17 protein-coding genes are annotated in these 20992 nt (G+C 66.3%); 3 read left to right on the top strand and 14 right to left on the bottom strand.

The window, feature by feature from the left end:
• Position 1: 1 nt before the first annotated feature.
• The 4 genes from KF871_RS12565 to KF871_RS12550 are packed head-to-tail and all read right to left on the bottom strand — an operon-like array spanning position 2 to position 2457.
• Positions 2–964 (bottom strand): aspartate carbamoyltransferase catalytic subunit, encoded by a 963-nt coding sequence (locus KF871_RS12565; protein WP_291142829.1) that lies wholly within the window; start codon positions 962–964, stop codon positions 2–4.
• Entirely contained in the window at positions 961–1470 is a 510-nt protein-coding gene (gene pyrR / locus KF871_RS12560) for a bifunctional pyr operon transcriptional regulator/uracil phosphoribosyltransferase PyrR (protein ID WP_291142872.1), read from the bottom strand. Before pyrR ends, KF871_RS12565 begins: the two co-directional genes overlap by 4 nt.
• 2 nt (positions 1471–1472) lie before the next feature.
• Positions 1473–1883: a Holliday junction resolvase RuvX gene (ruvX, locus tag KF871_RS12555; protein ID WP_291142827.1), complete on the bottom strand. Its 411-nt coding sequence runs from the start codon at positions 1881–1883 to the stop codon at positions 1473–1475.
• Entirely contained in the window at positions 1867–2457 is a 591-nt protein-coding gene (locus tag KF871_RS12550) for a YqgE/AlgH family protein (RefSeq protein ID WP_291142825.1), read from the bottom strand. The genes ruvX and KF871_RS12550 overlap by 17 nt, the downstream gene beginning before the upstream one ends.
• 64 nt (positions 2458–2521) lie before the next feature.
• On the opposite strand from KF871_RS12550, the gene KF871_RS12545 reads away from it, so the two are divergent.
• The gene (locus KF871_RS12545) at positions 2522–4003 is read left to right on the top strand and encodes a deoxyribodipyrimidine photo-lyase (protein WP_291142823.1); all 1482 of its coding nucleotides are present in this window, start codon (positions 2522–2524) and stop codon (positions 4001–4003) included.
• A 39-nt stretch (positions 4004–4042) separates the two neighbouring features.
• On the opposite strand, the gene KF871_RS12540 is transcribed toward KF871_RS12545, so the two are convergent.
• The 6 genes from KF871_RS12540 to KF871_RS12515 form a co-directional block, all read right to left on the bottom strand.
• Complete coding sequence (locus KF871_RS12540) at positions 4043–10165, bottom strand: Hpt domain-containing protein (RefSeq protein WP_291142821.1); 6123 nt, start codon at positions 10163–10165, stop codon at positions 4043–4045.
• 38 nt (positions 10166–10203) lie between these two features.
• Positions 10204–12474 carry a methyl-accepting chemotaxis protein gene (locus KF871_RS12535; protein WP_291142819.1) on the bottom strand — a complete coding sequence of 757 codons (2271 nt, stop codon included), beginning with the start codon at positions 12472–12474 and terminating at the stop codon, positions 10204–10206.
• A 62-nt stretch (positions 12475–12536) separates the two neighbouring features.
• The gene (locus tag KF871_RS12530) at positions 12537–13076 is read right to left on the bottom strand and encodes a chemotaxis protein CheW (protein ID WP_291142818.1); all 540 of its coding nucleotides are present in this window, start codon (positions 13074–13076) and stop codon (positions 12537–12539) included.
• A gap of 22 nt (positions 13077–13098) precedes the next feature.
• A complete protein-coding gene (locus tag KF871_RS12525; protein ID WP_291142817.1) occupies positions 13099–13464 on the bottom strand; it encodes a response regulator in 366 nt (121 codons plus the stop codon).
• Complete coding sequence (locus KF871_RS12520) at positions 13464–13862, bottom strand: response regulator (RefSeq protein WP_291142870.1); 399 nt, start codon at positions 13860–13862, stop codon at positions 13464–13466. Before KF871_RS12520 ends, KF871_RS12525 begins: the two co-directional genes overlap by 1 nt.
• A 91-nt stretch (positions 13863–13953) precedes the next feature.
• Positions 13954–14127: a rubredoxin gene (locus KF871_RS12515; protein WP_291142816.1), complete on the bottom strand. Its 174-nt coding sequence runs from the start codon at positions 14125–14127 to the stop codon at positions 13954–13956.
• 154 nt (positions 14128–14281) lie between these two features.
• Between KF871_RS12515 and KF871_RS12510 the strand changes: the two genes are divergently transcribed.
• Positions 14282–15229 carry a bifunctional hydroxymethylpyrimidine kinase/phosphomethylpyrimidine kinase gene (locus tag KF871_RS12510; protein WP_291142815.1) on the top strand — a complete coding sequence of 316 codons (948 nt, stop codon included), beginning with the start codon at positions 14282–14284 and terminating at the stop codon, positions 15227–15229.
• Positions 15230–15234: 5 nt separating this feature from the next.
• Positions 15235–16539, top strand: a complete 1305-nt coding sequence (gene hemL, locus KF871_RS12505; RefSeq protein WP_291142814.1) for a glutamate-1-semialdehyde 2,1-aminomutase — start codon at positions 15235–15237, stop codon at positions 16537–16539.
• Here the strand turns inward: hemL and KF871_RS12500 are convergent, their stop codons facing one another.
• The 4 genes from KF871_RS12500 to dusB form a co-directional block, all read right to left on the bottom strand.
• Positions 16540–17901 (bottom strand): MFS transporter, encoded by a 1362-nt coding sequence (locus KF871_RS12500; RefSeq protein ID WP_291142813.1) that lies wholly within the window; start codon positions 17899–17901, stop codon positions 16540–16542.
• A gap of 19 nt (positions 17902–17920) precedes the next feature.
• Positions 17921–19507: a bifunctional phosphoribosylaminoimidazolecarboxamide formyltransferase/IMP cyclohydrolase gene (gene purH / locus KF871_RS12495; RefSeq protein WP_291142812.1), complete on the bottom strand. Its 1587-nt coding sequence runs from the start codon at positions 19505–19507 to the stop codon at positions 17921–17923.
• A 72-nt stretch (positions 19508–19579) separates the two neighbouring features.
• Positions 19580–19834, bottom strand: coding sequence for a Fis family transcriptional regulator (locus tag KF871_RS12490; RefSeq protein WP_291142811.1), 255 nt, complete (start codon positions 19832–19834; stop codon positions 19580–19582).
• Positions 19831–20865, bottom strand: coding sequence for a tRNA dihydrouridine synthase DusB (gene dusB / locus KF871_RS12485; protein ID WP_291142810.1), 1035 nt, complete (start codon positions 20863–20865; stop codon positions 19831–19833). Before dusB ends, KF871_RS12490 begins: the two co-directional genes overlap by 4 nt.
• Between the last annotated feature and the right edge of the window lie 127 nt (positions 20866–20992).

The raw sequence follows: 20992 nt of genomic DNA, 5'->3' as shown, positions 1-20992 counted from the left end.
GTCAGGCCTCGTTGCCGGCGACGATGCTCATCACCGCCATGCGTACCGCGATGCCGAAGGTCACCTGCGGCAGGATCACGCTTTGTGCGCCGTCCACCACGGCGGAGTCGATCTCGACGCCGCGGTTGATCGGGCCGGGGTGCATCACGATGGCATCGGGCTTGGCCCACTTCAGCCGCTCGGGCGTGAGGCCGAAGCTCTTGAAGTACTCTTGGCTCGAGGGCAGCAGCGCGCCGCTCATGCGCTCGTTCTGCAGCCGCAGCGCGATGACCACGTCGCAGCCCTTGATGCCTTCTTCGAGCGTGTGGCAGACCCGCACGCCCAGGTGCGACAGGTCGCTGGGCACCAGCGTGCGGGGTCCGACCACGCGCACGTCGGGACAGCCCAGCGTGGTCAGCGCGTGAATGTCCGAGCGCGCCACCCGCGAGTGCAGCACGTCGCCGACGATGGCCACCGACAGCTGGGTGAAGTCCTGCTTGTAGTGCCGGATCGTGTACACGTCGAGCAGGCCCTGTGTGGGATGCGCATGGCGACCGTCGCCGGCGTTGACCACGTGCACGTGCGGAGCCACGTGTTGCGCAATCAGGTAGGGCGCGCCCGATTCGCTGTGACGAACGACGAAGATGTCGGCCGCCATGGCGCTGAGGTTGGCGATGGTGTCGAGCAGCGATTCGCCCTTGGCGGTCGAGCTGCGCGCGATGTCGAGCGTGTAAACGTCGGCCGACAGGCGCGTGGCGGCAATGTCGAAGGTGGTGCGGGTGCGCGTGCTGTTCTCGAAGAACAGGTTGAACACGCTCTTGCCCCGCAGCAGCGGGACCTTCTTCACCTCGCGGTTGTTCACGCTGGTGAAGCCGGCGGCGGTGTCGAGAATGTGCGTGATGATGTCGCGCGGCAGGCCTTCGGTCGAGAGCAGGTGAATGAGCTCGCCGTTCTTGTTGAGCTGGGGGTTGCGTGAGGTGGTCATGGTGTGAGGGACTCCAGCACGAAGCGCAGGCGGCCGGCGTCGTCGCGCGCGAGTTCGAGCGACTGGCCCGGTGGCACATCGACCTCGGCGGCGCACAGGTCGGCCGCCACCGGCAGCTCGCGCCCACCGCGGTCGGCCAGCACGGCCAGCGCCACACGCGCCGGACGCCCGTGATCGAACAGTTCGTTGAGCACCGCGCGCAGGGTGCGCCCGGTGTAGAGCACGTCGTCAACCAGCAGCACGCTGGCGCCGTTGACGTCGAAGTTCACCAGCGTCTGCATGCTGCTGGCCAGGCCGCGCTGGGCGAAGTCGTCGCGGTGCATCACCGAGGACACCACCGAGACCTTGCCCGCACGGCCCAGGTCGGCGTGCAGGCGTTCGGCGATCCAGGCGCCGCCACTGGCGATGCCAACCAGTTGCAGGCCGGGGTCGGCGAGCGCGCGCTCGCGCACCTGGCGCAGCAGTTCGGCGTAGAGCACCTCGGCGTCGGGCGGGGCGGCGGTCAGGGTCACGGCAGGCTCCTCAGAAACTGTTCCAGGATGATGCAGGCGGCTTCGGCGTCGGCGTCGCGCGCGCCACGCGAGATTGCTTCGGTGGTGCTGTAGCGCTCGTCCACCTCGTACACAGGCAGCTGGTGTCGGCCCCGCAGGCGGCGCGCGAATTTCAGCGCCATGGCGGTATTGGCGTGCGGCGCACCGTCGGGGTGGTAGGGCACGCCGACGACCAGGGCGTCGGGCTGCCATTCGCGGATGCGCAAGGCGGCCTGGTCCAGGCGCGCATCGCCGGTGGCCACGATGGTGGATTGTGGGGTGGCGCTGCGCGTCACCCGGTTGCCGCTGGCGACCCCGGTGCGCTGGGTACCCACGTCAAAAGCGAGGAAGGTCTGCAGCGCGGCGGGGACCTCAAGCGTGTCCGGCATCGGGCGACAGCATCCAGGGTTGTTGCAGGCCCAGCAGTGCCAGCGCGCGGTCGTAGCGCTCGGCCACCGGTACCTCAAAAATCAGATCGGCGTCGGCAGGCACGGTGAGCCAGCTGTTCTCGGCGATTTCGGACTCCAGCTGGCCCTGCCCCCAGGAGGCGTAGCCCAGCGAGACGAACACCCGACGCGGGCCGGCGCCCGAGGCCATGGCTTCCAGCACGTCCTTGGAGGTGGTCATCTCAAGACCACCGGGGATGGTGAGCGTGGAGGCGTAAACCGACTCCTCGGGGCCACTGATCGCGTCGTGCAGCACGAACCCGCGCTCGGTCTGTACCGGCCCACCCTGAAACACGGGTTGTTCCAGCAGGTCCTCGCGGTGCAGTTGCAGCTCCACCTTCTCGAAAAGGCGTGGCAGGAGGATGTCGCTGGGTTTGTTGATCACCAGGCCCAGCGCGCCGCGCTCGCTGTGTTCGCACATGAACACCACGCTGCGACCGAAAAGCTCGTCGGTCAACCCGGGCATCGCGATGAGGAAGTGATGGGTCAGGTTGGTCGGAGCAGAATCGGCGGCCATGGGCGCGATTTTAGGCGGGCGCCCAGCCTCTTCGGTCGCCGCCGGCCACTTCCCCAGCTTTGCCATGAGCCATTTCGACACCGGTCTGATGTGGTTCCGCCGCGACCTTCGCGTCAGCGACAACGCGGCCCTGCACCACGCCCTGCGCAGTTGCCGCCGGGTGTGGTGCGTCTTCGTGTTCGATCGGGACATCCTCGACCCGCTGCCGCGGGCCGACCGACGGGTGGAATTCATCCGCGAGTCCCTGGTGGCGCTGGACGCCGCGTTGCGCGAATTGGGTGCGCGCAACGGGCACCAGCGCACGGGGTTGATCGTGCTGCACGAGAAGGCGCGCGAGGCGATTCCGGCGCTGGCACAGCGCCTGGGCGCGCAGGCGGTGTTCGCCAACCACGACGACGAGCCCGACGCGCTGACGCGCGACGCCGCGGTGTTCGGCGATCTGGCCCACGCCGGCGTATTGATGCGCAGCTTCAAGGACCACGTGGTGTTCGAACGGCGCGAGGTGCTGACGCAGGCCGGTCATGCCTTCGGCGTGTTCACGCCGTACAAGAACGCCTGGCTCAAAGCCGTCACGCCCTTCTACCTGCAGGCCTACCCGATTGAGCGCCATGCGGGCGCCCTGGCGCCGCTGCCCGAGGCGCTGGATCGCCCGGTGCCGGCGCTGGCCGACATCGGATTCGAGCGCACGAATCTGAGCGAACTGGGCGTGCCCACGGGGGAACGGGGCGCCCAGAAACTGTTCGATGACTTTCTGGAGCGCATCGATCGCTATGACCACGCACGCGACTTTCCGGCGATCAAGGGGCCAAGCTACCTCAGCGTGCACCTGCGCTTTGGCACCATCTCGATCCGCGCCCTGGCCAGCGTGGCGCACACACTCAGCATGCAAGGCAATGCTGGTGCCACGACCTGGTTGTCCGAGCTGATCTGGCGCGACTTCTACCACCAGATCCTGGCCAACTTTCCGCACGTGGTGACGCGCAGCTTCAAAGCGGACTACGACGCCGTCCGATTCGAACATGGCAAACACGCCGACGCACTCTTCCACGCCTGGTGCGAAGGGCGTACCGGCTACCCACTGGTGGACGCAGCCATGGCGCAGATCAATCGCACCGGCTACATGCACAACCGGCTGCGCATGGTGGCGGCCAGCTTTCTGGTCAAGGACCTGGGCATCCACTGGCAGTGGGGAGAGCGCTACTTTGCCCAGCACCTGATCGACTTCGATCTGGCCGCCAACAACGGTGGCTGGCAATGGGCCAGTTCCAGCGGCTGCGACGCACAGCCCTGGTTCCGCATCTTCAACCCCGTCACACAAAGCCAGAAGTTCGATCCGCAAGGCAAGTTCATTCGCCGCTACCTGCCCCAACTGGCCGCTTTGCCCGATGCCGCCATTCACGCACCCTGGCTGGCTCAGCCGGTCGAGCTCGCCGGCGCCGGCATCACGCTGGGCAAGGACTACCCGACTCCGCTGGTGGACCATGGCCTCGCGCGGGACAAAACACTGGCGCGGTATGCGGTGGTCAAAAAACAAGACCCGGCCTGAGCCGGGTCTTGTCGCTGGGCAGTAGTTCAGCCCGGTCGCTCAGACGTCCACGGCGACCTTGGCGTAACGCGCCACCAGCGCCAGCAGTTCGTCTTCCGAGTACGGTTTGCCCAGGTAATGATCAACGCCGAGTTCGCGGGCGTGCTCGCGGTGCTTTTCGGCAATGCGCGAGGTGATCATGACCACCGGCAGATCCGCCATGCGGGCGTCGGCGCGGATGTTGCGCACCAGATCGAAGCCGTCCATGCGCGGCATTTCGATGTCCGACAACACCACCGCCGGGCGCTCGGTCTGCAGGCGCTCCAGTGCTTGCAGGCCGTCGGCCGCCAAAGCCACGCGATAGCCTTCGCGCTGCAGCAGACGCTGGGTCACGCGACGCACGGTGATCGAATCGTCCACCACGAGCACCAGGGGCACCTGGGGGACTTGCGCCACCGGCACGTCGGGCACCTGATCCGCGCCGGCCTGCGGCAGGGCGGCCACCGCCTGAGCCTGCTCGGCTTGCGCACGCACCCAGTCGGCGACGTGCGGGCCATACACGGTGGACAAGGCCACCGGGTTGTAGATAAGTGCCACCGCGCCGGAGGCCAGCACCGACATGCCCGCCAGACCCGGCAGACGCGAAAGCTGGCTGCCGAGGTTTTTCACCACCACTTCCTGGTTGCCCAGCACTTCGTCCACGTGCAACGCCACACGCTGGGCCGCGCTTCGGAAGATCACCACCGGGAAGGAGCGCTTCTGGGATTCCGACGACTGTGCAGAAGACTGCAGCAGCGCACCACCCCAGAAGAACGGAACGTCGGTGTCCTCATGGCGCACGCTGCCGTTGGCATAAGCGGCCTGCAATTCATCGGAGGGCACGCGACGAACCACCTCCACCACGTTGGAGGGCACGCCAAAAGCCAGTTCGCCGACGCGCAGCATCACCACTTGCGTCACGGCCGTGGTCAGGGGCAACACGAGCTTGAACTGGGTGCCCTGCCCGGCCTGGGTCGCGGTTTCGATGCGACCACCCAGACCGTAGACGTCGTTTCGCACCACGTCCATGCCGATACCGCGGCCCGCCAGTTCAGACACTTGCTGGGCGGTGCTGATGCCGGCTTCGAAGATGAGCTGCGCGGCCTGATCGTCGCTGAGCACGGCGTCGGGTGCGATCAACCCGTTGTCGCGCGCCTTCTGGCGCAAGCGCTCGAGGTCGATGCCCGCACCGTCGTCGGCGAACACCAGCGACACATCGTTGAGTTCCTGGTGCAGATTGATGTCGATCCGGCCTTCCGCCGACTTGCCATGCTGCAAGCGCACGTCAGGCGTTTCGATGCCGTGGGCCACGTGATTGCGAAGCAAGTGTTCGAACGCGCCGGTCATGCGATCGAGCACGCCGCGGTCCATTTCGATGTTGCCGCCGGAGATGTCCAGGCGCACCTGCTTGCCGGTTTCCTTGGACGCCTGGCGCACCACGCGGTACAGGCGCTCGGAGATGCCCTCGAACTCCACCATGCGCGTGCGCAGCAGATCGCGCTGCAATTCGCGCGTCTGACGGGCCTGGGCCACCAGGTTGTCTTCGGTGGATTCCACCGCGCGCTGCAGGTTGCGCTGCACGGTGGCCACGTCGTTCACCGACTCGGCCATCATGCGGGTGAGTTCCTGCACGCGGGTGAAGCGGTCGAACTCCAAGGGGTCGAACGACTGGTCGTGGTCACGCGCTTGCGCGAGTCGCGACTGCATCTGCGTCTCGGCCTGCAACTCGATGTCGCGCAATTGCTGACGCAAACGGTCCAGGTTGCCGGTGAGTTCTTTCAGCGAGGTGCGCAGGGTCACGATCTCGGACTCCATGCGCGAACGCGAAATGATGACCTCACCCGTCTGATTGACCAGGCGGTCGAGCAGTTCGGGACGCACACGCACCGCAGCGCCAGAGCGCAAGGCGAGTTGTGCGGGCGCCACCGGCGCCACGAAGGCGGTCACACCCTGGGCGGGCTGCGCAGGCGCGACATCCAAGGCAGGAGCGACGACCTGCGAGGGTTCGGGCACAACGGGCTCGAACACCGCGGGCACTGCTTCCGGCGCCGACTGAACGACCGCGCTGGCGTCGCCACCCGGGTGGCGCAGTTGCTCGAATCGGGCGGCAATGCCGTCGTACGCGCTCTGCAGGACCTCAAGGTCGCTGGAGCGCTGCACGTCGGAGCCCAGACGCTCTGCCGCGGTCTCCATGCGGTGCGCCATCTCGCCCAGGCGCAAGGCGCCGGCCAGGCGGGCACTGCCCTTGAGGGTGTGCAGGTTGCGAAGCACCTCGGCACGCGCGCTGGCATTGTCGGGACGCGCAGTCCACTGGCGCAGCGCCGCGCCCAGTTGGGGCAGCAGTTCCAGCGCCTCTTCTTCGAAGATCGGGAACAGGTCCACATCAATGGTGTCGACCGCATCGATGTCGTCGTCGATGTCCTGGTGGACATGGGGCGCCGACATGATCGGGGCCACCGGCGCAGGCGTGGCCGGGAGCTCGGCCCAGGCTGAGGGTTGCGCCTCAGGCGTGGGCTGTGCCATCGGCATTTCCGGCGCGACCGGCAGTTCGGCAGCAGGCGTCGCTTCGCCCAGCACCGGCTCGACCTCGTCATCGCCAGGCAGCAACTCGACCGCGTCGCTCATCTGCAGGAACACATCGTCTGCAGCGGTCGGTACCGGTTGTCCCTCGGGTTCAGGGTCCACAAAGGACTGCGGATCGTGCAGCGCCCGGAAGAGATCCGAAAGCACGGTAGGCTGGGCGTCCTTGAGGAAGCCCGCCGCGAACTGGTGCAGCAAGCGCCGGATGTCTTCGCTGGCCTCGACGAAACAGCGTGCCAGGGCGGCGGGCGCCAGCCAGCCTTCCTGTTGGCGCGCGGCGATCGACTCCAGCGCGTGTTCCAGCGCACGGGAAACGTCCGACAAGGATTCGAAACCCACGGTGCCGGAGGCGCCCGCGAGCGAGTGCGCCAGGGCTTCCGCCTGCTCGGGCAGGGGCTCGTGGGTCTCGAGCGCCCACTCGGTCAGGCAGGTGTTCAAGCGGCGTGACCACTCGTCTGCTTCGTTGAGGAAGACGTTGTAGAGCCGGTGGCCAATGCGCAACGAGCCGATCTCGCGGACTTGATCGTCGGGGTTGATGGCCGTTTCTTCGCTGACGGTTACGTCGGCAGGGGCAGCCAGCTCCACGGTTTCGACGATGGCGTCGTCGAGGGTCGGCACATCCATGGGAGGCACGTCCACCGCTGCCGTTTCAGAAGCAACAACATCCGCAACCGGCGCGTCCGACACGACGGGTGCTGCAGGCTCTCCCAGCTCGATGGCTTCGACGTCGGCGAATCCCGATTCGACAGCGTCATGAGGAAAGTCCTCGATGGCATCGAATTCGGGCATCCGGTGCGGCTCGGCACTGGCTTCGTCCACTGCCACATCCTCAGCGGGTGCGGCAGGCGATGCCACGGCGGCCAGCAGGTTGAGGTCAATGTCGGCCAAGTCCGCCGTAGGTTCCGTCGCCTGGATTGCGGCGTCTTCGAGCGCCACAGGTGCCGGAGCAGAGACATCGGACTCGGGCAGCAGCGGCAGGGGCTGAGAAACAACTTCGGTCGTAACCGGTCGCAGCAAGGATTCGCCATCGGCCAATGGCACCGGGTCGGTGGCCACGTCGGACAGAGGTGCAAACGCGCTGGGCGTCGTGCGCAAGGGCAGCCACGCGCCCTCTTCGCGGTAGGCCTCGGCACTGGCACGGAAAGGCTGCGAGCGCCATGCATCGGCCTGATGACCAGCGATCGCCTCCACCCACTGCTCGAAGCGATCGAGCGCGTCACCCGACAAACCCAGCAAAGCATCGTTGGCCGGCTTCTGCTCGGCCAGCACCGCATTGAGCACCTGCTCCAGCGCCCAGGCAGCTTCGCCGAACTCATTGAGCCCCACCATGCGCGAGCTGCCCTTGAGCGTATGGAAGGCTCGCCGAAGCGTGGTGAGGTGATCCAGGTTGCCCGACTCGTCACGCAGCTGGGTCACGGCCGCACGGCCATTGACGACGACTTCGCGTGCTTCCTCCAGAAAGATGTCCAGCAGTTCGTCTTCACCACCGTCATCTTCTGAGGCGGTGGGAGCGGGTGCGGGGGCTTCCGGCGCGGTTGCGCTGGTTGCTTCTGTGAGGCCGACCAGGGCCTGCGCGCCCGTGGCTGCGTCGCTGCGCACCACCGCGTCGGCCGCTTCCCGTGCAGCCTTGGCCACCGCAGGTTGCTCGGCCAGGGTGGCCTGTTGGGCCAGCGAGTCGAGCTGTTCGCTCAAGCCGCTGAGGTCATCAAGACCGCCAAACACACTGTCGACGACCTTGCGTACCCCTTGCTGCAGCGCTTCGGCGTCGGCCTTGGCGGCCTGCGGGGGTTCCTTGCCGACACTGGATCGGCCCATCAGCGGAACCAGCTCGCCCTTGTCTTCGTTGAAGACGAACAACTTCTTGGCAAGCGCTGGCTGATAACTCAGCATGTCGACCAGGAAGCTCAGCGCGCTGAGGTTGTCACCCAGCACCTGGAAGGTTCCAGCCTCGCGCGCGCGGTCCTCGTCGACTTCGGTATCGATGATCTGTTCGACGCTGGTGCGCATGCGCGCCACCGCCTGCACGGCGTGATCCAGGCCCAGCACCGACAGCACGCCACGCATTTGCGCGAGTTGAGAGGCTGCCACATGCAGCCCGGCCTTCTCTTGAGGAGACCGGAAGAACTGGTCGAGCGACTTCTCCACCTCACCCAACGACACCTTGAGCTCGTCGACCACGCTGCCCATGGTCTGGCGATCGCTGACGCGGCGGTACAGCTGCTCCATCCAGTCGTCCAGCGGGCGCGCCGGCTGACCGTCGATCACGCTGTTGAGGCGGTTGGCCAGGTCCTGCGTGCGCGCGGACAGGGCCGGATCGGCCGGGTCGAAGTCTTCGAAGGCGGCTTCAAGGTACAGCGTCGTGGTGGCCACTTCCATGGCCAGCTCGGGACGCACGCCGCCGGGCTCGCTCACTGCGCGCTCGGCGGCTTTGACCAATGCGGTGGCCAGCGGCGTGCTGGCCGGGTGCAGCCGCATCAGCGATTCGCCGATCAGGCCGAACTGGTCAGTCACCTGCCGCGCACGCGAGCCGTCACCACCCGAGTACAGCGACCAGGCTTCCTTGGCTGCGTTGATGCGCTTGCGCGCCAACGCCAGCAGTGCGGGGTCGTAGCGGCCCAGCGTGGCCTGGTGATAGTCGGCGGGCTGGTACTTGCCAAGGCCATAGCCCGCACGCACCGCAGCGAGGTGTGTCGACGGCTGGCCTTCGCGCGGAAGGGTCTGGGCACAGAAGAACAGCAGGTCGTGCAGCAGCGTCTCTGACACCTGCGCACTGCCCGATGCCAGCTGACCGAACTGCATCAACAAACGCGACGTGGCTCGCTTGGCATACACGTCAAAGGCCAGGCCGTGAGCGGCAGTGCCCTCAAAGAAAGCCGCGGCCACCCGCCAAAAGGTACGCGGCCGTGCGGCAGAGGCCCCAGCAGACAAGCCCGCGCAAAGGCGCCCAAGCTGTTGCAACGCCGCCGTGCTTTGCGTTTTAACCGCCAGCAAAATCAAGCGGTCGAACATCGACCGGATGGCCGGCGACGCCTCTAGCGGCTTTGCGTCCGCTGGCGCCGGCAGGTCAATGCCGCGGTGATCGGCGTCCCACAGATCGGAAGGGTGGATCCGCTCGGCACCGGCGAGCTCCATCACTTCGCGGTACTGATGGAACAAGGCCACCGGTTGAACCGACTTGTGATTGAGCACGGCTTCCAGGTACTCGATCAGCGCAAAGCTGGCCCGCTCCACACGTGCCGCCGCATCTTCGGTACAGGTGTCGGGCTTCTGCACGAAGCGCTGCACCGCAGACTCCATGCCGCGCAGCACCTGGGCCGGTGCGCCCAGGCCCACCACTTCCAGAGCGCCCACCGCCTGGTGCAACTGCTGACGCGCAATGCGCAAGGCCGCAGGGTCTACCGCCTCCAGGTCACTGTGACGCGATTGTTCGTGCTCGCGGACGAATCGCCGGATGGCCTTGTTCGCAGCATCAAGCGATTTGCGCAGCTCGTCGAACACCCATGCCAGCGGACCGAGATCGGCGACGGGCAGGTCTTGCAGAGCGGATTCGGTCACTTCGGCCATGTTGATCGGTAGGGGGTCGACAGAACCTGGGGAGGCAATCAGGCGATCTTGAATCGGGCCACCGATTGGCGCAATTCCTCAGCCATGGCAGAGAGCTCACGAACCTGCTGAGCGGTGGAACGGGTGCCCTCACCGGTCTGCTCCGTCACCGCAAAGATGTGCTGGATGTTGCCCGCCACCTCGTTGGCCGACTCGGCTTCGCGAGACGCCGCGGTCGAGATCTGCTCAATCAGCTCGGCCAGTCGGCGCGACACGCGGTCAATTTCCGAGAGTGCGGTACCGGCGTTGTCAGAGAGTTTGGCCCCCTCAACCACACCCTGCGTGGAGCGCTCCATGGCGGCCACCGCATCCTGCGTGTCGGTCTGAATGGCCTTCACGAGTGCAGCAATCTGGCGCGTGGCGTCGGCGGAGCGTTCGGCCAGTCGCTGAACCTCTTCCGCAACCACCGAGAAGCCTCGGCCCGCTTCACCTGCGGACGCGGCCTGAATGGCGGCGTTCAAGGCCAGCACGTTGGTCTGTTCGGTAATGTCGGAAATCAGTTCGGTGATCTCACCAATCTCCTGCGACGACTCACCCAGGCGCTTGATCCGCTTGGAGGTTTCCTGAATCTGGTCGCGAATGGCGTTCATACCGCCGATGGCGTCCTGCACGGCCTTCAGGCCGGACTCGGCAGCATTCAGCGATGCGCGGGCAACGCTGGCGGACTCTTGCGCCTGGTTGGACACCTGGTTGATTCGCTGCGCCATGTCCAGCACCGACTGGCCGGTTTCGCGAATCTCGCGCAGCTGCTCGGTGGAGGCAGCCAGCAGCTCGGTCGACGTGTTTTCCACTGCGGACGTCGTCTGCGCCACCCGGGTAACCGTGGCCTGCACGTTGCCCACCAGCGAGCGAAGTTCTTCCACCGTGTAGTTCACCGAGTCGGCGATGGCGCCCGTGATGTCCTCGGTCACGGTGGCTTCCTGGGTCAGGTCACCTTCGGCCACCGTTTGCAGTTCGTTCATGAGGCGAAGAATGGCGGCCTGGTTGGCGTCGTTGACGCGCTTGGCCTCCTGCTCCTGGGCCTCAGCGGCCAGTCGCTGCGATTCGGCAATCATCTGGCGTTGGCGGCTGTCCTGCAGCTGCACATAGGCCAGACCACCGGCACACAACAGGGCGAATGCCGCCGACAGGGCCAGTGCGAGCAACTCGCCACCACCCAGACCCGACCGATTGGACAAATCCTGCTGGAGTTTTTGCAGACCGATACGCAGCGGCTCACTGTCTGCAACGATCGCGGACTGCGCTTCACGCGCAGACACCAGACCTTGCAGGTTGCCCAGAATGGCGCCCGCTTCCGTGCGGGTGGCCTCGTAGGCCTTGAGCAGCGCCTCCAGGCGCTCACGCACCTGGGCGTCACGCGCCGGTGCCAGACGTAGTTCTTCGCTGCCTTTGAGCAAGCCCTCGGCCACTTCCTTGAAGGTAATCAAGTCCTTGCCCAGCAGGAACACAGCCTCAGGGCTCACGCCCTCAAGCGTCAGGAACTCGTTGGCCGACTTGCCGATACGCTGCGTCAACATCACGAGCTGACCAGAGGCCGAAATCTCGGCGGCCGGCGCGTTCTGCTGCAGCTTGAGCGAGGAAATCGTCTCGGCGATTTCGAGCAGGTCAGACGACTGGCGGTTGATCGTGCGCAGTGCGGAGCCCACCTGCGTCAGCGTGGCCTGCTGGTTCAGCACCGTGGAAGCACTGGCTTCGGCCGCGTCCACCTGCGGAAGAATTTCGTTCAGTGCGCCACCAAATTCCTGGCCCAGCGGTGCCAGGCCCATGTTGTTGTCGCCCTGCTTGAGACCCCGCACGCTGGTAGCCAGCACGTTCGCGCTCTCACGCACCTCCGGGAAAGCGGACGGTGCGCCCACCAGCGCCTGCGACACGCTCTTGGCCAGACGTTGCGACTGCATGAGCGCCTGACCGCTGGCAGCCACCTGCTGACTGTTCTTTTCGGCCTGACTCAGGATGAAGAACGTGATGGCACCAAGCACCAACAGCGCGAAGGCCAGCAGCACAGCCAGCGAGCGCTGATGCTGCTCGGCCGGTCGGCGGCCCAGCAGTGGCAGCGAAACCATCGCCTCCTTGCCGCCTTCTTCGTCGCCATCCGATTCGTCGTCGGTAATCAACAGGTTGTCACCCAGGTCGCCACCGCCATCGTCGGGCGCAAGGCGAGCGGCGGCGAGTTCGGCAATCTCCTGATCGGTCGCCTTGGACAGGTCCGGCTCTTCGCTGTTCTTGCTTTTCTTCGAGAACAGCCCCTGGAATCGATCTAGCGTGGCCATGTTGTTACCTTCCAACTCAGAGAACAGGTGACGTGAACGTCGGTTGCCGCATTGCGGCGTCGTCAGGCCGAAATGGCCAGAAATTCGGGTTCGGCAACCAGGGCCTGCAAGTCCAGCTCTTGCCAGGACTGCCCACGGTTGTCCACCAGTGATCGCGTGACATAGGCGGGCGCACCCTGCGGCCGCTCGCCAACTTGATTGAAGGTCGCCGGGCTGCGAAGTCCCAGCAGCCGGTCGATCCAGAGAACGGCGTTGAGCCCCAGCGCGGAGTGAAGACTGACCAGACGTGATTCGGACGAGACCCTGTCGACGGGGCGCGCCGCGGCCGGACGGGTCTGACCCTGAAGCAGGGCGGCCAGATCAATCACGCCGTGCAGACCACCCCGGAGGTTGGCGACACCGAGATACCAGTTCTTTGTGTATGGCACTGCCTGTGGTGCCGTCCACGGAAAGATCTCACCCGACTGGACCAGAGGCACCAGGTAGGGCTGCGACCCCGCCTCGATGGCCAGCCAGGTTGCCGTCACCGCTTCGGTCTTTGCCGCGGTGAGGCGCTGGGCCAAGCGTTCCTGCAGCTCTTTCAGCGACTGTCGTTTGGCCATGCTGTGCTTACTGCCGGACCACTCAGGCCAGCGCGCGGATCTTGGACAGCAGCTCGTCGCCGTTGACCGGTTTGGTCACGTAATCGCGCGCGCCCTGGCGCATGCCCCAGACGCGGTCGGTTTCGAGGTTCTTGCTGGTGCACATCACGATCGGAATGGTCGAATACTGCGGATCGCGGGTGATGGCCCGCGTCAACTGAAAACCATTCTGGCCGGGCATCACCACGTCCATCAGAATCAGATCGGGCTTTTCCTCTCCAAGACGACGAAAGGCCTCGTCCGCATTCTCGGCGGTGCGCACTGTGTAGCCATTTTTGGTCAACAGATCGGACAAGACCATCAGCTCGGTCTTGGAATCGTCGACGACAAGGATCTTCTGGATGGGCATCAGGACACTCCGTTGATGTTGGCACCGAACTGCTGCACGGCCTGCAGCAGCTGGTCTTTGGTAAAGGGTTTGGTGAGGTAGTCCTGCGAGCCGACCATGCGCCCGCGCGCCTTGTCGAACACGCCGTCCTTGGAAGACAGCATGACCACGGGAATGTTGGAGAAGCGGGCGTTGCGCTTGATGATTGCGCAGGTCTGATACCCATCGAGGCGGGGCATCAGGATGTCGCAGAAGATCAGGTTCGGCAGGTAGTCGTTGATCTTCGCGAGGGCGTCGAAGCCATCGTCGGCAAGCAGGACTTCATGGCCGCCCTGCTTGAGGAAAATTTCGGCACTACGCCGAATGGTGTTGCTGTCGTCGACGACGAGAACTTTCAGGGCGGACGATGCGCTCACGATGGACGGACTCCTCAACACCTTCTGTGCCTGCGTGGCAAGGCCACCTCAGCACATGGAACATCCGGCCGGCGAGTTCTCCCGCGCCGTCCGGTCAGATTTGCACCATCTCGAAGTCTTCTTTGCGTGCACCGCACTCAGGGCAGGTCCAGTTCATCGGAACATCTGCCCAGGGTGTACCCGGTGGCACGCCATGCTCAGGAGCACCTGCCGCTTCGTCATAGATCCAGCCGCAGATCAGGCACATCCAAGTCTTGCTTTCGCTCATGGCTTTATGGGTCGCTATCGTAAAATGCAAGAATTGTATCGAGCCTGTTCAAGCGCTCTGCGGCGCGATTTCTCAGGCGAATGGACGCGGCACTGATGCATGCGCATCATCTGACGGGTATGCAGCACCCGGCCTGCAAGACTCCCCCATCCAAATGTCCGACGCTCCAGACCACCCCGACACCCCCGAAGCCACCGATTCTGCCGAGGGCTCCCTGCCCTGCGTGCTGACCTTCAACACCAATGACCCGAGCGGCGCCGGCGGCCTCAGCGCCGACCTCACGGCCATGGCCAGTGCATCGGCGCACGTTCTGTCCGTGGTGACAGGTACCTATGTGCGCGACACGACCGCCATTCGCGATCACATTGCGTTTGACGAGGAGGCGGTAAGCGACCAGGCACGCTGCGCGCTCGAGGACATGCCCGCGCGTGCCTTCAAGGTCGGCTTTGTGGGCAGCCCGGAGAACCTCAGCGCGGTGGCCCAGATCACCAGCGACTACGCCGAACTGCCCGTCATCGCCTACATGCCCGACCTGTCCTGGTGGGACGAGCTGGCGATTGAAACCTACCTCGATGCCTGCACCGAGCTGCTGCTGCCCCAGACCACCGTGCTGGTGGGCAACCACAGTACCTTGTGCCGTTGGCTGTTGCCCGAATGGGAAGGTGACCGCCCCCCCGGCCCACGCGAAGTTGCCCGGGCGGCATCGGTGCATGGCGTGCCCTACACCCTGGTGACCGGCCTGAACGCCGCCGACCAATACCTCGAAAGCCACCTCGCCTCGCCGGAATCGGTGCTGGCATCCGCGCGCTATGAGCGCTTCGAAGCCACCTTCAATGGCGCCGGCGACACTCTGTCGGCGGCACTGTGCGCCTTGCTGGCGGGCGGTGCCGACCTGCAGACCGCCTGCGCGGAGGCGCTCACCTACCTGGACCAATGCCTGGACGCCGGCTTTCAGCCCGGCATGGGCAACGCCGTGCCCGACCGTCTGTTCTGGGCCCACGACGACAGCGAAGAAGCCCAGGCCGACGAGGGGGCCGACAGCCCCGGCTCGGACAGCACGCTGGACGCCGACGACTTTCCCCTGGACACCACCCGCCACTGATTCCCATGACCGATCGCAACCTTGAACTGTTCGAGCGGGCCAAGCGCCTGATTCCCGGTGGCGTGAATTCCCCTGTCCGCGCCTTTCGTGCGGTCGGCGGCACGCCCCGCTTCGTGCAACGTGCCCAGGGTGCTTACTTCTGGGACGCCAACGGCAAGCGCCATATTGATTACATCGGCTCCTGGGGACCCATGATCCTGGGCCATGGTCATCCGGCCGTGCTCGAAGCCGTGCAGAAGGCGGCGCTCGACGGGTTCTCGTTCGGCGCCCCCACGGAGCGCGAGGTCGAACTGGCGCAGGCCATCGTTGACCTGGTGCCCAGCATCGACATGGTGCGCCTCGTCAGCTCGGGCACCGAAGCCGGCATGAGCACCATTCGCCTGGCGCGTGGCGCCACCGGGCGCAAGAAGATCATCAAGTTCGAAGGCTGCTACCACGGCCACGCCGACGCCCTGCTGGTCAAGGCCGGCTCCGGCCTGGCCACCTTCGGCAACCCGACCAGCGCTGGCGTGCCGCCCGAGGTGGTGCAGCACACCCTGGTCCTCGAATACAACAACATCGTGCAACTCGAGGCCGCCTTCGACGCGCACGGTGCCGACATCGCCTGCCTGATGATCGAGCCCATCGCCGGCAACATGAACTTCGTGCGCGCCAGCGTGCCCTTCATGAAGCGCTGCCGCGAGCTGTGCACGCAGCACGGCGCGCTGCTGGCCTTCGACGAGGTCATGACCGGCTTCCGGGTGGCCCTGGGTGGCGCACAAAGCGTGTACGCCAGGCTCATCCCGGGCTTCGAGCCAGACATGACGGTAATGGGCAAGGTCATTGGCGGTGGCATGCCGTTGGCCGCCTTTGGCGCCAAGCGCGCGGTCATGGAACAGCTCGCACCCCTGGGCCCGGTCTACCAGGCCGGCACCTTGTCGGGCAATCCGGTGGCCACCGCCTGCGGCCTCGCCACGCTGGCCGAAATCCGCAAGCCTGGTTTCTTCGAGGCGCTGTCGGCCCGCACCCGTGCGCTTGTCGATGGCCTGCAGGCAGCGGCCAACGGCGCCAGGGTGCCTTTCAGCGTCGACTGCGAAGGCGGCATGTTCGGCTTCTTTCTGCTGCCCGAACTGCCTCAGCACTACCAGGCCGTCATGGCCTCGGACGGCCAGCGCTTCAACCAGCTCTTCCATGGGCTGCTGGATCGGGGCGTGTACATCGCGCCCGCGCTCTACGAGGCCGGTTTCGTCAGCGCCGCCCACACCCAGGCCGACATCGACGACACCGTGGCGGCGGCCGCCGAGGTGTTTCGATCGCTGGCCCAGGGCTGATCAGACCCGCAATCGCGTCAGGCTGAAGGCGCCCGCCGCACAGGCCATCAGCGCGGCCAGGCCCAGCGACAGGTAAGGGCCCAGGCCCTGTGCGGGCGGCCACTGGCTGAACACCGCGGCGGCGGCAATCGCGCCGCTCATGTGCCCGCTCAGCCTCGCCGCGCTTTGCATGCCACCCGCCCCGCCACTGCGGTGCGCCGGCGCCGAGGTCACGATGGTGTGGTTGTTCGGCGACTGGAACAGGCCGAAGCCCGCCCCGCACAGCAACAGGCAGGCAACGATCCAGGTGGCCGACGCCGTGGGGGGCAACAGCGCCAGCGTGCCCATGCCCAGCGCCATGGCACCCAGGCCGATGCCACCCAGCAAGCCCGATGGCACGCGCCCGATCAGGCGACCCGCAAAGGGCGCCACGCTGATGGTGGCCAGCGGCCAGCACATCATGAGCAGCCCGGCCTCCCAATGCCCGCGCCCGTGCGGGCCCAGAAACAGGAACGGCAACGACACGTTGGCCAGCATCTGCGCACAGAAGGCACTCACCGACGTGCACATGGACAGGGCAAACAGCCGGATGCGCAGCAGATCAAGCGGCAGCACCGGCACGGCCAGGTGCAACTGGCGCCGCACATAGATGCCCCCCGCCAGCAAGCCGCCAGCAAGCAACGCCACCGCCATCTGCGGCCGAAGCCACCCACCTTGTTCGCCCGCACCGGTGACCAGTGCATCGACGCCCAGAAACACCAGGCCGAAGGTGAGCACGTTGAGCACCACGTCGACCGGGCGCACGGTGGTTGAGGCCTTCGTCTCGCTGTCGGGCAGGGCCGCCAGACCGATCCACAGCAGCCACAACCCCACGGGCACATTGATGGCGAACAGCCAGGGCCAGTCGGCCACCGACAGCACCGCCGCGGCCACCGAGGGCCCCGCCACCGCGGTGGTGGCCACCACCATGGAGTTGATTGCGATGCCGCGCCCGAGCATGGCACGGGGGTAGACCGAGCGCACCAGCGCCAGGTTCACGCTCATCATCCCGGCGGCCCCCAGGCCTTGCACAAACCGAAGGCCCGCCAGCCACGGCAGGCTCGGCGCCATGGCGCAACCCAGCGAGGCCAGCGTGAAGACCGCTGTGCCGGTGAGGTAGACGCGGCGATAGCCGAGGCGATCGCCCAGCGACGCCAGGGGCAGCAGCACGCACAGCACCGCCAGCTGGAACGCATTGACCACCCAGATGGCGTGCGCCGCGCTGACCTGGAACTCGCTGGCCAGCGTCGGCAGTGCCAGGTTCACCAGCGTGCCGTCGAGCACGGCCATGCCGATGCCGACGAGGATCACCAGCACCGCCCAGCGGCGCTGCGGCTGGGGCAAGCCGTCGGGTGCCGCGCGCTCAGTGGCGGAAATGCCGCACCCCGCTGAAGACCATCACCACGCCGCGCTCGTCGGCGGCGTCGATGACCTCCTGGTCGCGCATCGACCCACCCGGCTGGATCACGCAGGTGGCACCAGCGTCGACCACCACGTCCAACCCGTCGCGGAACGGGAAGAACGCGTCGCTGGCCACCGCGGTGCCCTGCAGCGAGAGCTTGGCGTGGCCGGCCTTGATGCTGGCGATGCGGGCGGAGTCGAGCCGGCTCATCTGGCCGGCGCCCACGCCCATGGTCATGCCGTCCTTGCAGAAGACGATGGCGTTGGACTTGACGAACTTGGCCACCTTCCAGGCAAACATCAGGTCGTCGATCTGCTGCGGCGTGGGTTGCAGCCTTGTGGCGACCTTGAGGTCGGCGCGCTGCAGCACGTGGTTGTCGGCACTCTGGATCAACAGGCCCGAGCCCACGCGTTTGACGTCGGACAGGTTCAGGCCCTTGTCCCAGGCGGTGGGGCCGCCCGGCGGCAGGTCGATCTGCAGCACGCGCACATTGGCCTTGGCCTTGAACACCGCCAGCGCCTCGGGCGAGTAGCCGGGCGCCATCAACACCTCGACGAACTGCTTGCTGATGGCCTCGGCCGCAGCGGCGTCCAGCGGCCGGTTGAGCGCGATGATGCCGCCGAAGGCGCTGGTCGGATCGGTCTGGAAGGCCTTCTGGTAGGCCTGCAACGGGCCGTCGCCCAGCGCCACGCCGCAAGGGTTGGCGTGCTTGACGATGACGCAGGCCGGCACGTCGAAGCTCTTGACGCATTCCCACGCTGCGTCGGCGTCGGCAATGTTGTTGTACGAGAGCTCCTTGCCCTGCAACTGTTTGGCCGTGACCAGCGAGCCCGGCGCGGGGTACAGGTCGCGGTAGAAGGCCGCCGTCTGGTGCGGGTTCTCGCCGTAGCGCAGGTCCTGCAGCTTGACGAAGCGCCCGTTGGTCTGAGCCGGGTATTCGCTGCGCTTGGGCACGTCGGCGGTCTCGTCGAATTCGATCGACGACAGGTAGTCGCTGATCGCGCCGTCGTAATTGCTGATGCGGTTGAACGCCGCCACCGACAGCGCAAAGCGCGTCTTGAGCGAGAGTTGCCCCGCGGCCTTGAGCTCGTCGATCACGCCCGCGTATTGCGACGCGTCGGTGAGCACCGCCACGTCTTTCCAGTTCTTGGCGGCGCTGCGCACCATGGCCGGGCCGCCGATGTCGATGTTCTCGATCGCGTCGGCCAGCGTGCAGCCGGCTTTGGCCACCGTGGCCTCGAAGGGGTAGAGGTTGACCACCAGGATGTCGATGGTGGCGATGTCGTGTGCGGCCAGCGCGGCCATGTGCTCGGGCAGATCGCGTCGCGCCAGCAAGCCGCCATGCACCTTGGGGTGCAGCGTCTTCACCCGGCCGTCGAGCATTTCGGGGAAGCCGGTGACTTCGGCCACCTCGGTCACCGGCAGGCCTTGTTCGGCCAGCAGCTTGGCCGTGCCGCCGGTGGAGATGAGTTGCACATCCAGCGCGTGCAGGGCGCGGGCGAGGTCGACGATGCCGGTCTTGTCGGAGACGGAGATGAGTGCGCGCATGGGAGGGAAAAAAGGTACGGATTGAGAAAGGGTCAGTCAGACGGGTTGGACGGATCAGACAGGTTGGGCAGGTCAATCCGTCAGGCCGTGGTCGAGCAGCTTCTTGCGCAGCGTGTTGCGGTTCAGGCCCAGCCACTGGGCCGCACGCGACTGGTTGTTCTGCGCCTGCGCCATCACCACCTCCAGCAAGGGGCGCTCCACCGCCTTCACCAGCATGTCGTGCAGGTTGGCGGGCTCGGTGCCGTTCAAGTCGCGAAAGTAGGCTTGCAGGCTGTCGCGCACGCACGCGTCCAGTGGGTTGCTGCTCGGGTTCTTCTTGGTGCTCATGCGGCCAGCTTCCAGGCGGAGGGCGCCAGTGTGAGGGGTTGTGCGTCGATCCACGCGTCGAAGGCATCGGCCACCACGCGGCGCTGGGCCTCGATGGTGGTGGTGGTGTTCACGCTCGCGCGAAAAGCCGCAACGTCTTCGCGCGGCAGGTCCAGCGACTGGGCGTACCAGGCCAGGTGCTTGCGCGCGCTGCGCACGCCGGTGTCTTCGCCGTACAGGTCGTAGTGGTCGTCCAGGTGATCGAGCAGCCACCCGCGTACCTCGTGCAGATCGGGGGGCGGCAATTGCTCGCCAGTGCTCAGGTAGTGCGCGATCTCGCGAAAGATCCACGGCCGGCCCTGCGCCGCCCGGCCCACCATGATGGCGTCGGCACCGGTGCGTCGCAGCACCTCGCGCGCGCGCTCGGGCGAGGTGATGTCGCCATTGGCCACCACCGGAATGCGCACATGGCTTTTGATGTGGGCCACGGTGTCGTGCTCGGCCTCACCGCGGTAGCCCTGCTCGCGCGTGCGGCCATGCACGGTGAGCATCTGCACGCCCGCGGCTTCGGCCGCCAGGGCCAGCGTGGGCGCGTTTCGCACCGCGTCGCACCAACCGGTGCGCATCTTGAGCGTGACCGGCACGCCCTGCGGCGCGCAGGCGGCCACCACCGCCTCGACGATGGCGATGGCCAGCGCTTCGTCCTGCATCAGGGCACTGCCGGCCCACTTGTTGCAGACCTTCTTGGCCGGGCAGCCCATGTTGATGTCGATGATCTGCGCGCCGCGGTCGATGTTGTAGCGCGCGGCGTCGGCCATCATGGCCGCGTCGGTGCCAGCAATCTGCACCGCAATCGGCGCCACCTCGCCGTCGTGGTTGGCGCGGCGCGAGGTCTTGAGGCTGTCCCAAAGGTCACGCCGGCTGGTGACCATTTCGCTCACCGCGTAGCCCGCACCCAGCCGTTTGCACAGCTTGCGAAAGGGCCTGTCGGTCACCCCTGCCATGGGCGCGACGAACAAGGCGTTGGGCAGGCGGTACGGCCCGATCTGCATGGCGGCGGGAGGGGGGGTGGAACGAGGGGAAGGCGCGGATTGTAGCTGCCTGCTTTTTGAGCAGACAGTCCGAGGCGACAACGCCGCCTGCGAAGTCCGGGCGCACTCAGGCCCGGCCCCTTGCCCC

Source organism: Hydrogenophaga sp. (assembly GCF_019635465.1).
In the GTDB taxonomy this organism is placed as follows: domain Bacteria; phylum Pseudomonadota; class Gammaproteobacteria; order Burkholderiales; family Burkholderiaceae_C; genus Hydrogenophaga.
The sequence above is the reverse complement of the archived record's forward strand: the minus strand, read 5'-3'. Positions and strand labels throughout refer to the sequence as shown.

What these genes read in the sequence shown, in the direction of transcription:
- KF871_RS12565 (WP_291142829.1), bottom strand. Translation starts at nt 964, where the DNA reads ATGACCACCTCACGCAACCCCCAGCTCAACAAGAACGGCGAGCTCATT.
- ruvX (WP_291142827.1), bottom strand. Translation starts at nt 1,883, where the DNA reads ATGCCGGACACGCTTGAGGTCCCCGCCGCGCTGCAGACCTTCCTCGCT.
- KF871_RS12550 (WP_291142825.1), bottom strand. Translation starts at nt 2,457, where the DNA reads ATGGCCGCCGATTCTGCTCCGACCAACCTGACCCATCACTTCCTCATC.
- KF871_RS12545 (WP_291142823.1), top strand. Translation starts at nt 2,522, where the DNA reads ATGAGCCATTTCGACACCGGTCTGATGTGGTTCCGCCGCGACCTTCGC.
- KF871_RS12540 (WP_291142821.1), bottom strand. Translation starts at nt 10,165, where the DNA reads ATGGCCGAAGTGACCGAATCCGCTCTGCAAGACCTGCCCGTCGCCGAT.
- KF871_RS12535 (WP_291142819.1), bottom strand. Translation starts at nt 12,474, where the DNA reads ATGGCCACGCTAGATCGATTCCAGGGGCTGTTCTCGAAGAAAAGCAAG.
- KF871_RS12530 (WP_291142818.1), bottom strand. Translation starts at nt 13,076, where the DNA reads ATGGCCAAACGACAGTCGCTGAAAGAGCTGCAGGAACGCTTGGCCCAG.
- KF871_RS12525 (WP_291142817.1), bottom strand. Translation starts at nt 13,464, where the DNA reads ATGCCCATCCAGAAGATCCTTGTCGTCGACGATTCCAAGACCGAGCTG.
- KF871_RS12515 (WP_291142816.1), bottom strand. Translation starts at nt 14,127, where the DNA reads ATGAGCGAAAGCAAGACTTGGATGTGCCTGATCTGCGGCTGGATCTAT.
- KF871_RS12510 (WP_291142815.1), top strand. Translation starts at nt 14,282, where the DNA reads ATGTCCGACGCTCCAGACCACCCCGACACCCCCGAAGCCACCGATTCT.
- hemL (WP_291142814.1), top strand. Translation starts at nt 15,235, where the DNA reads ATGACCGATCGCAACCTTGAACTGTTCGAGCGGGCCAAGCGCCTGATT.
- purH (WP_291142812.1), bottom strand. Translation starts at nt 19,507, where the DNA reads ATGCGCGCACTCATCTCCGTCTCCGACAAGACCGGCATCGTCGACCTC.
- KF871_RS12490 (WP_291142811.1), bottom strand. Translation starts at nt 19,834, where the DNA reads ATGAGCACCAAGAAGAACCCGAGCAGCAACCCACTGGACGCGTGCGTG.
- dusB (WP_291142810.1), bottom strand. Translation starts at nt 20,865, where the DNA reads ATGCAGATCGGGCCGTACCGCCTGCCCAACGCCTTGTTCGTCGCGCCC.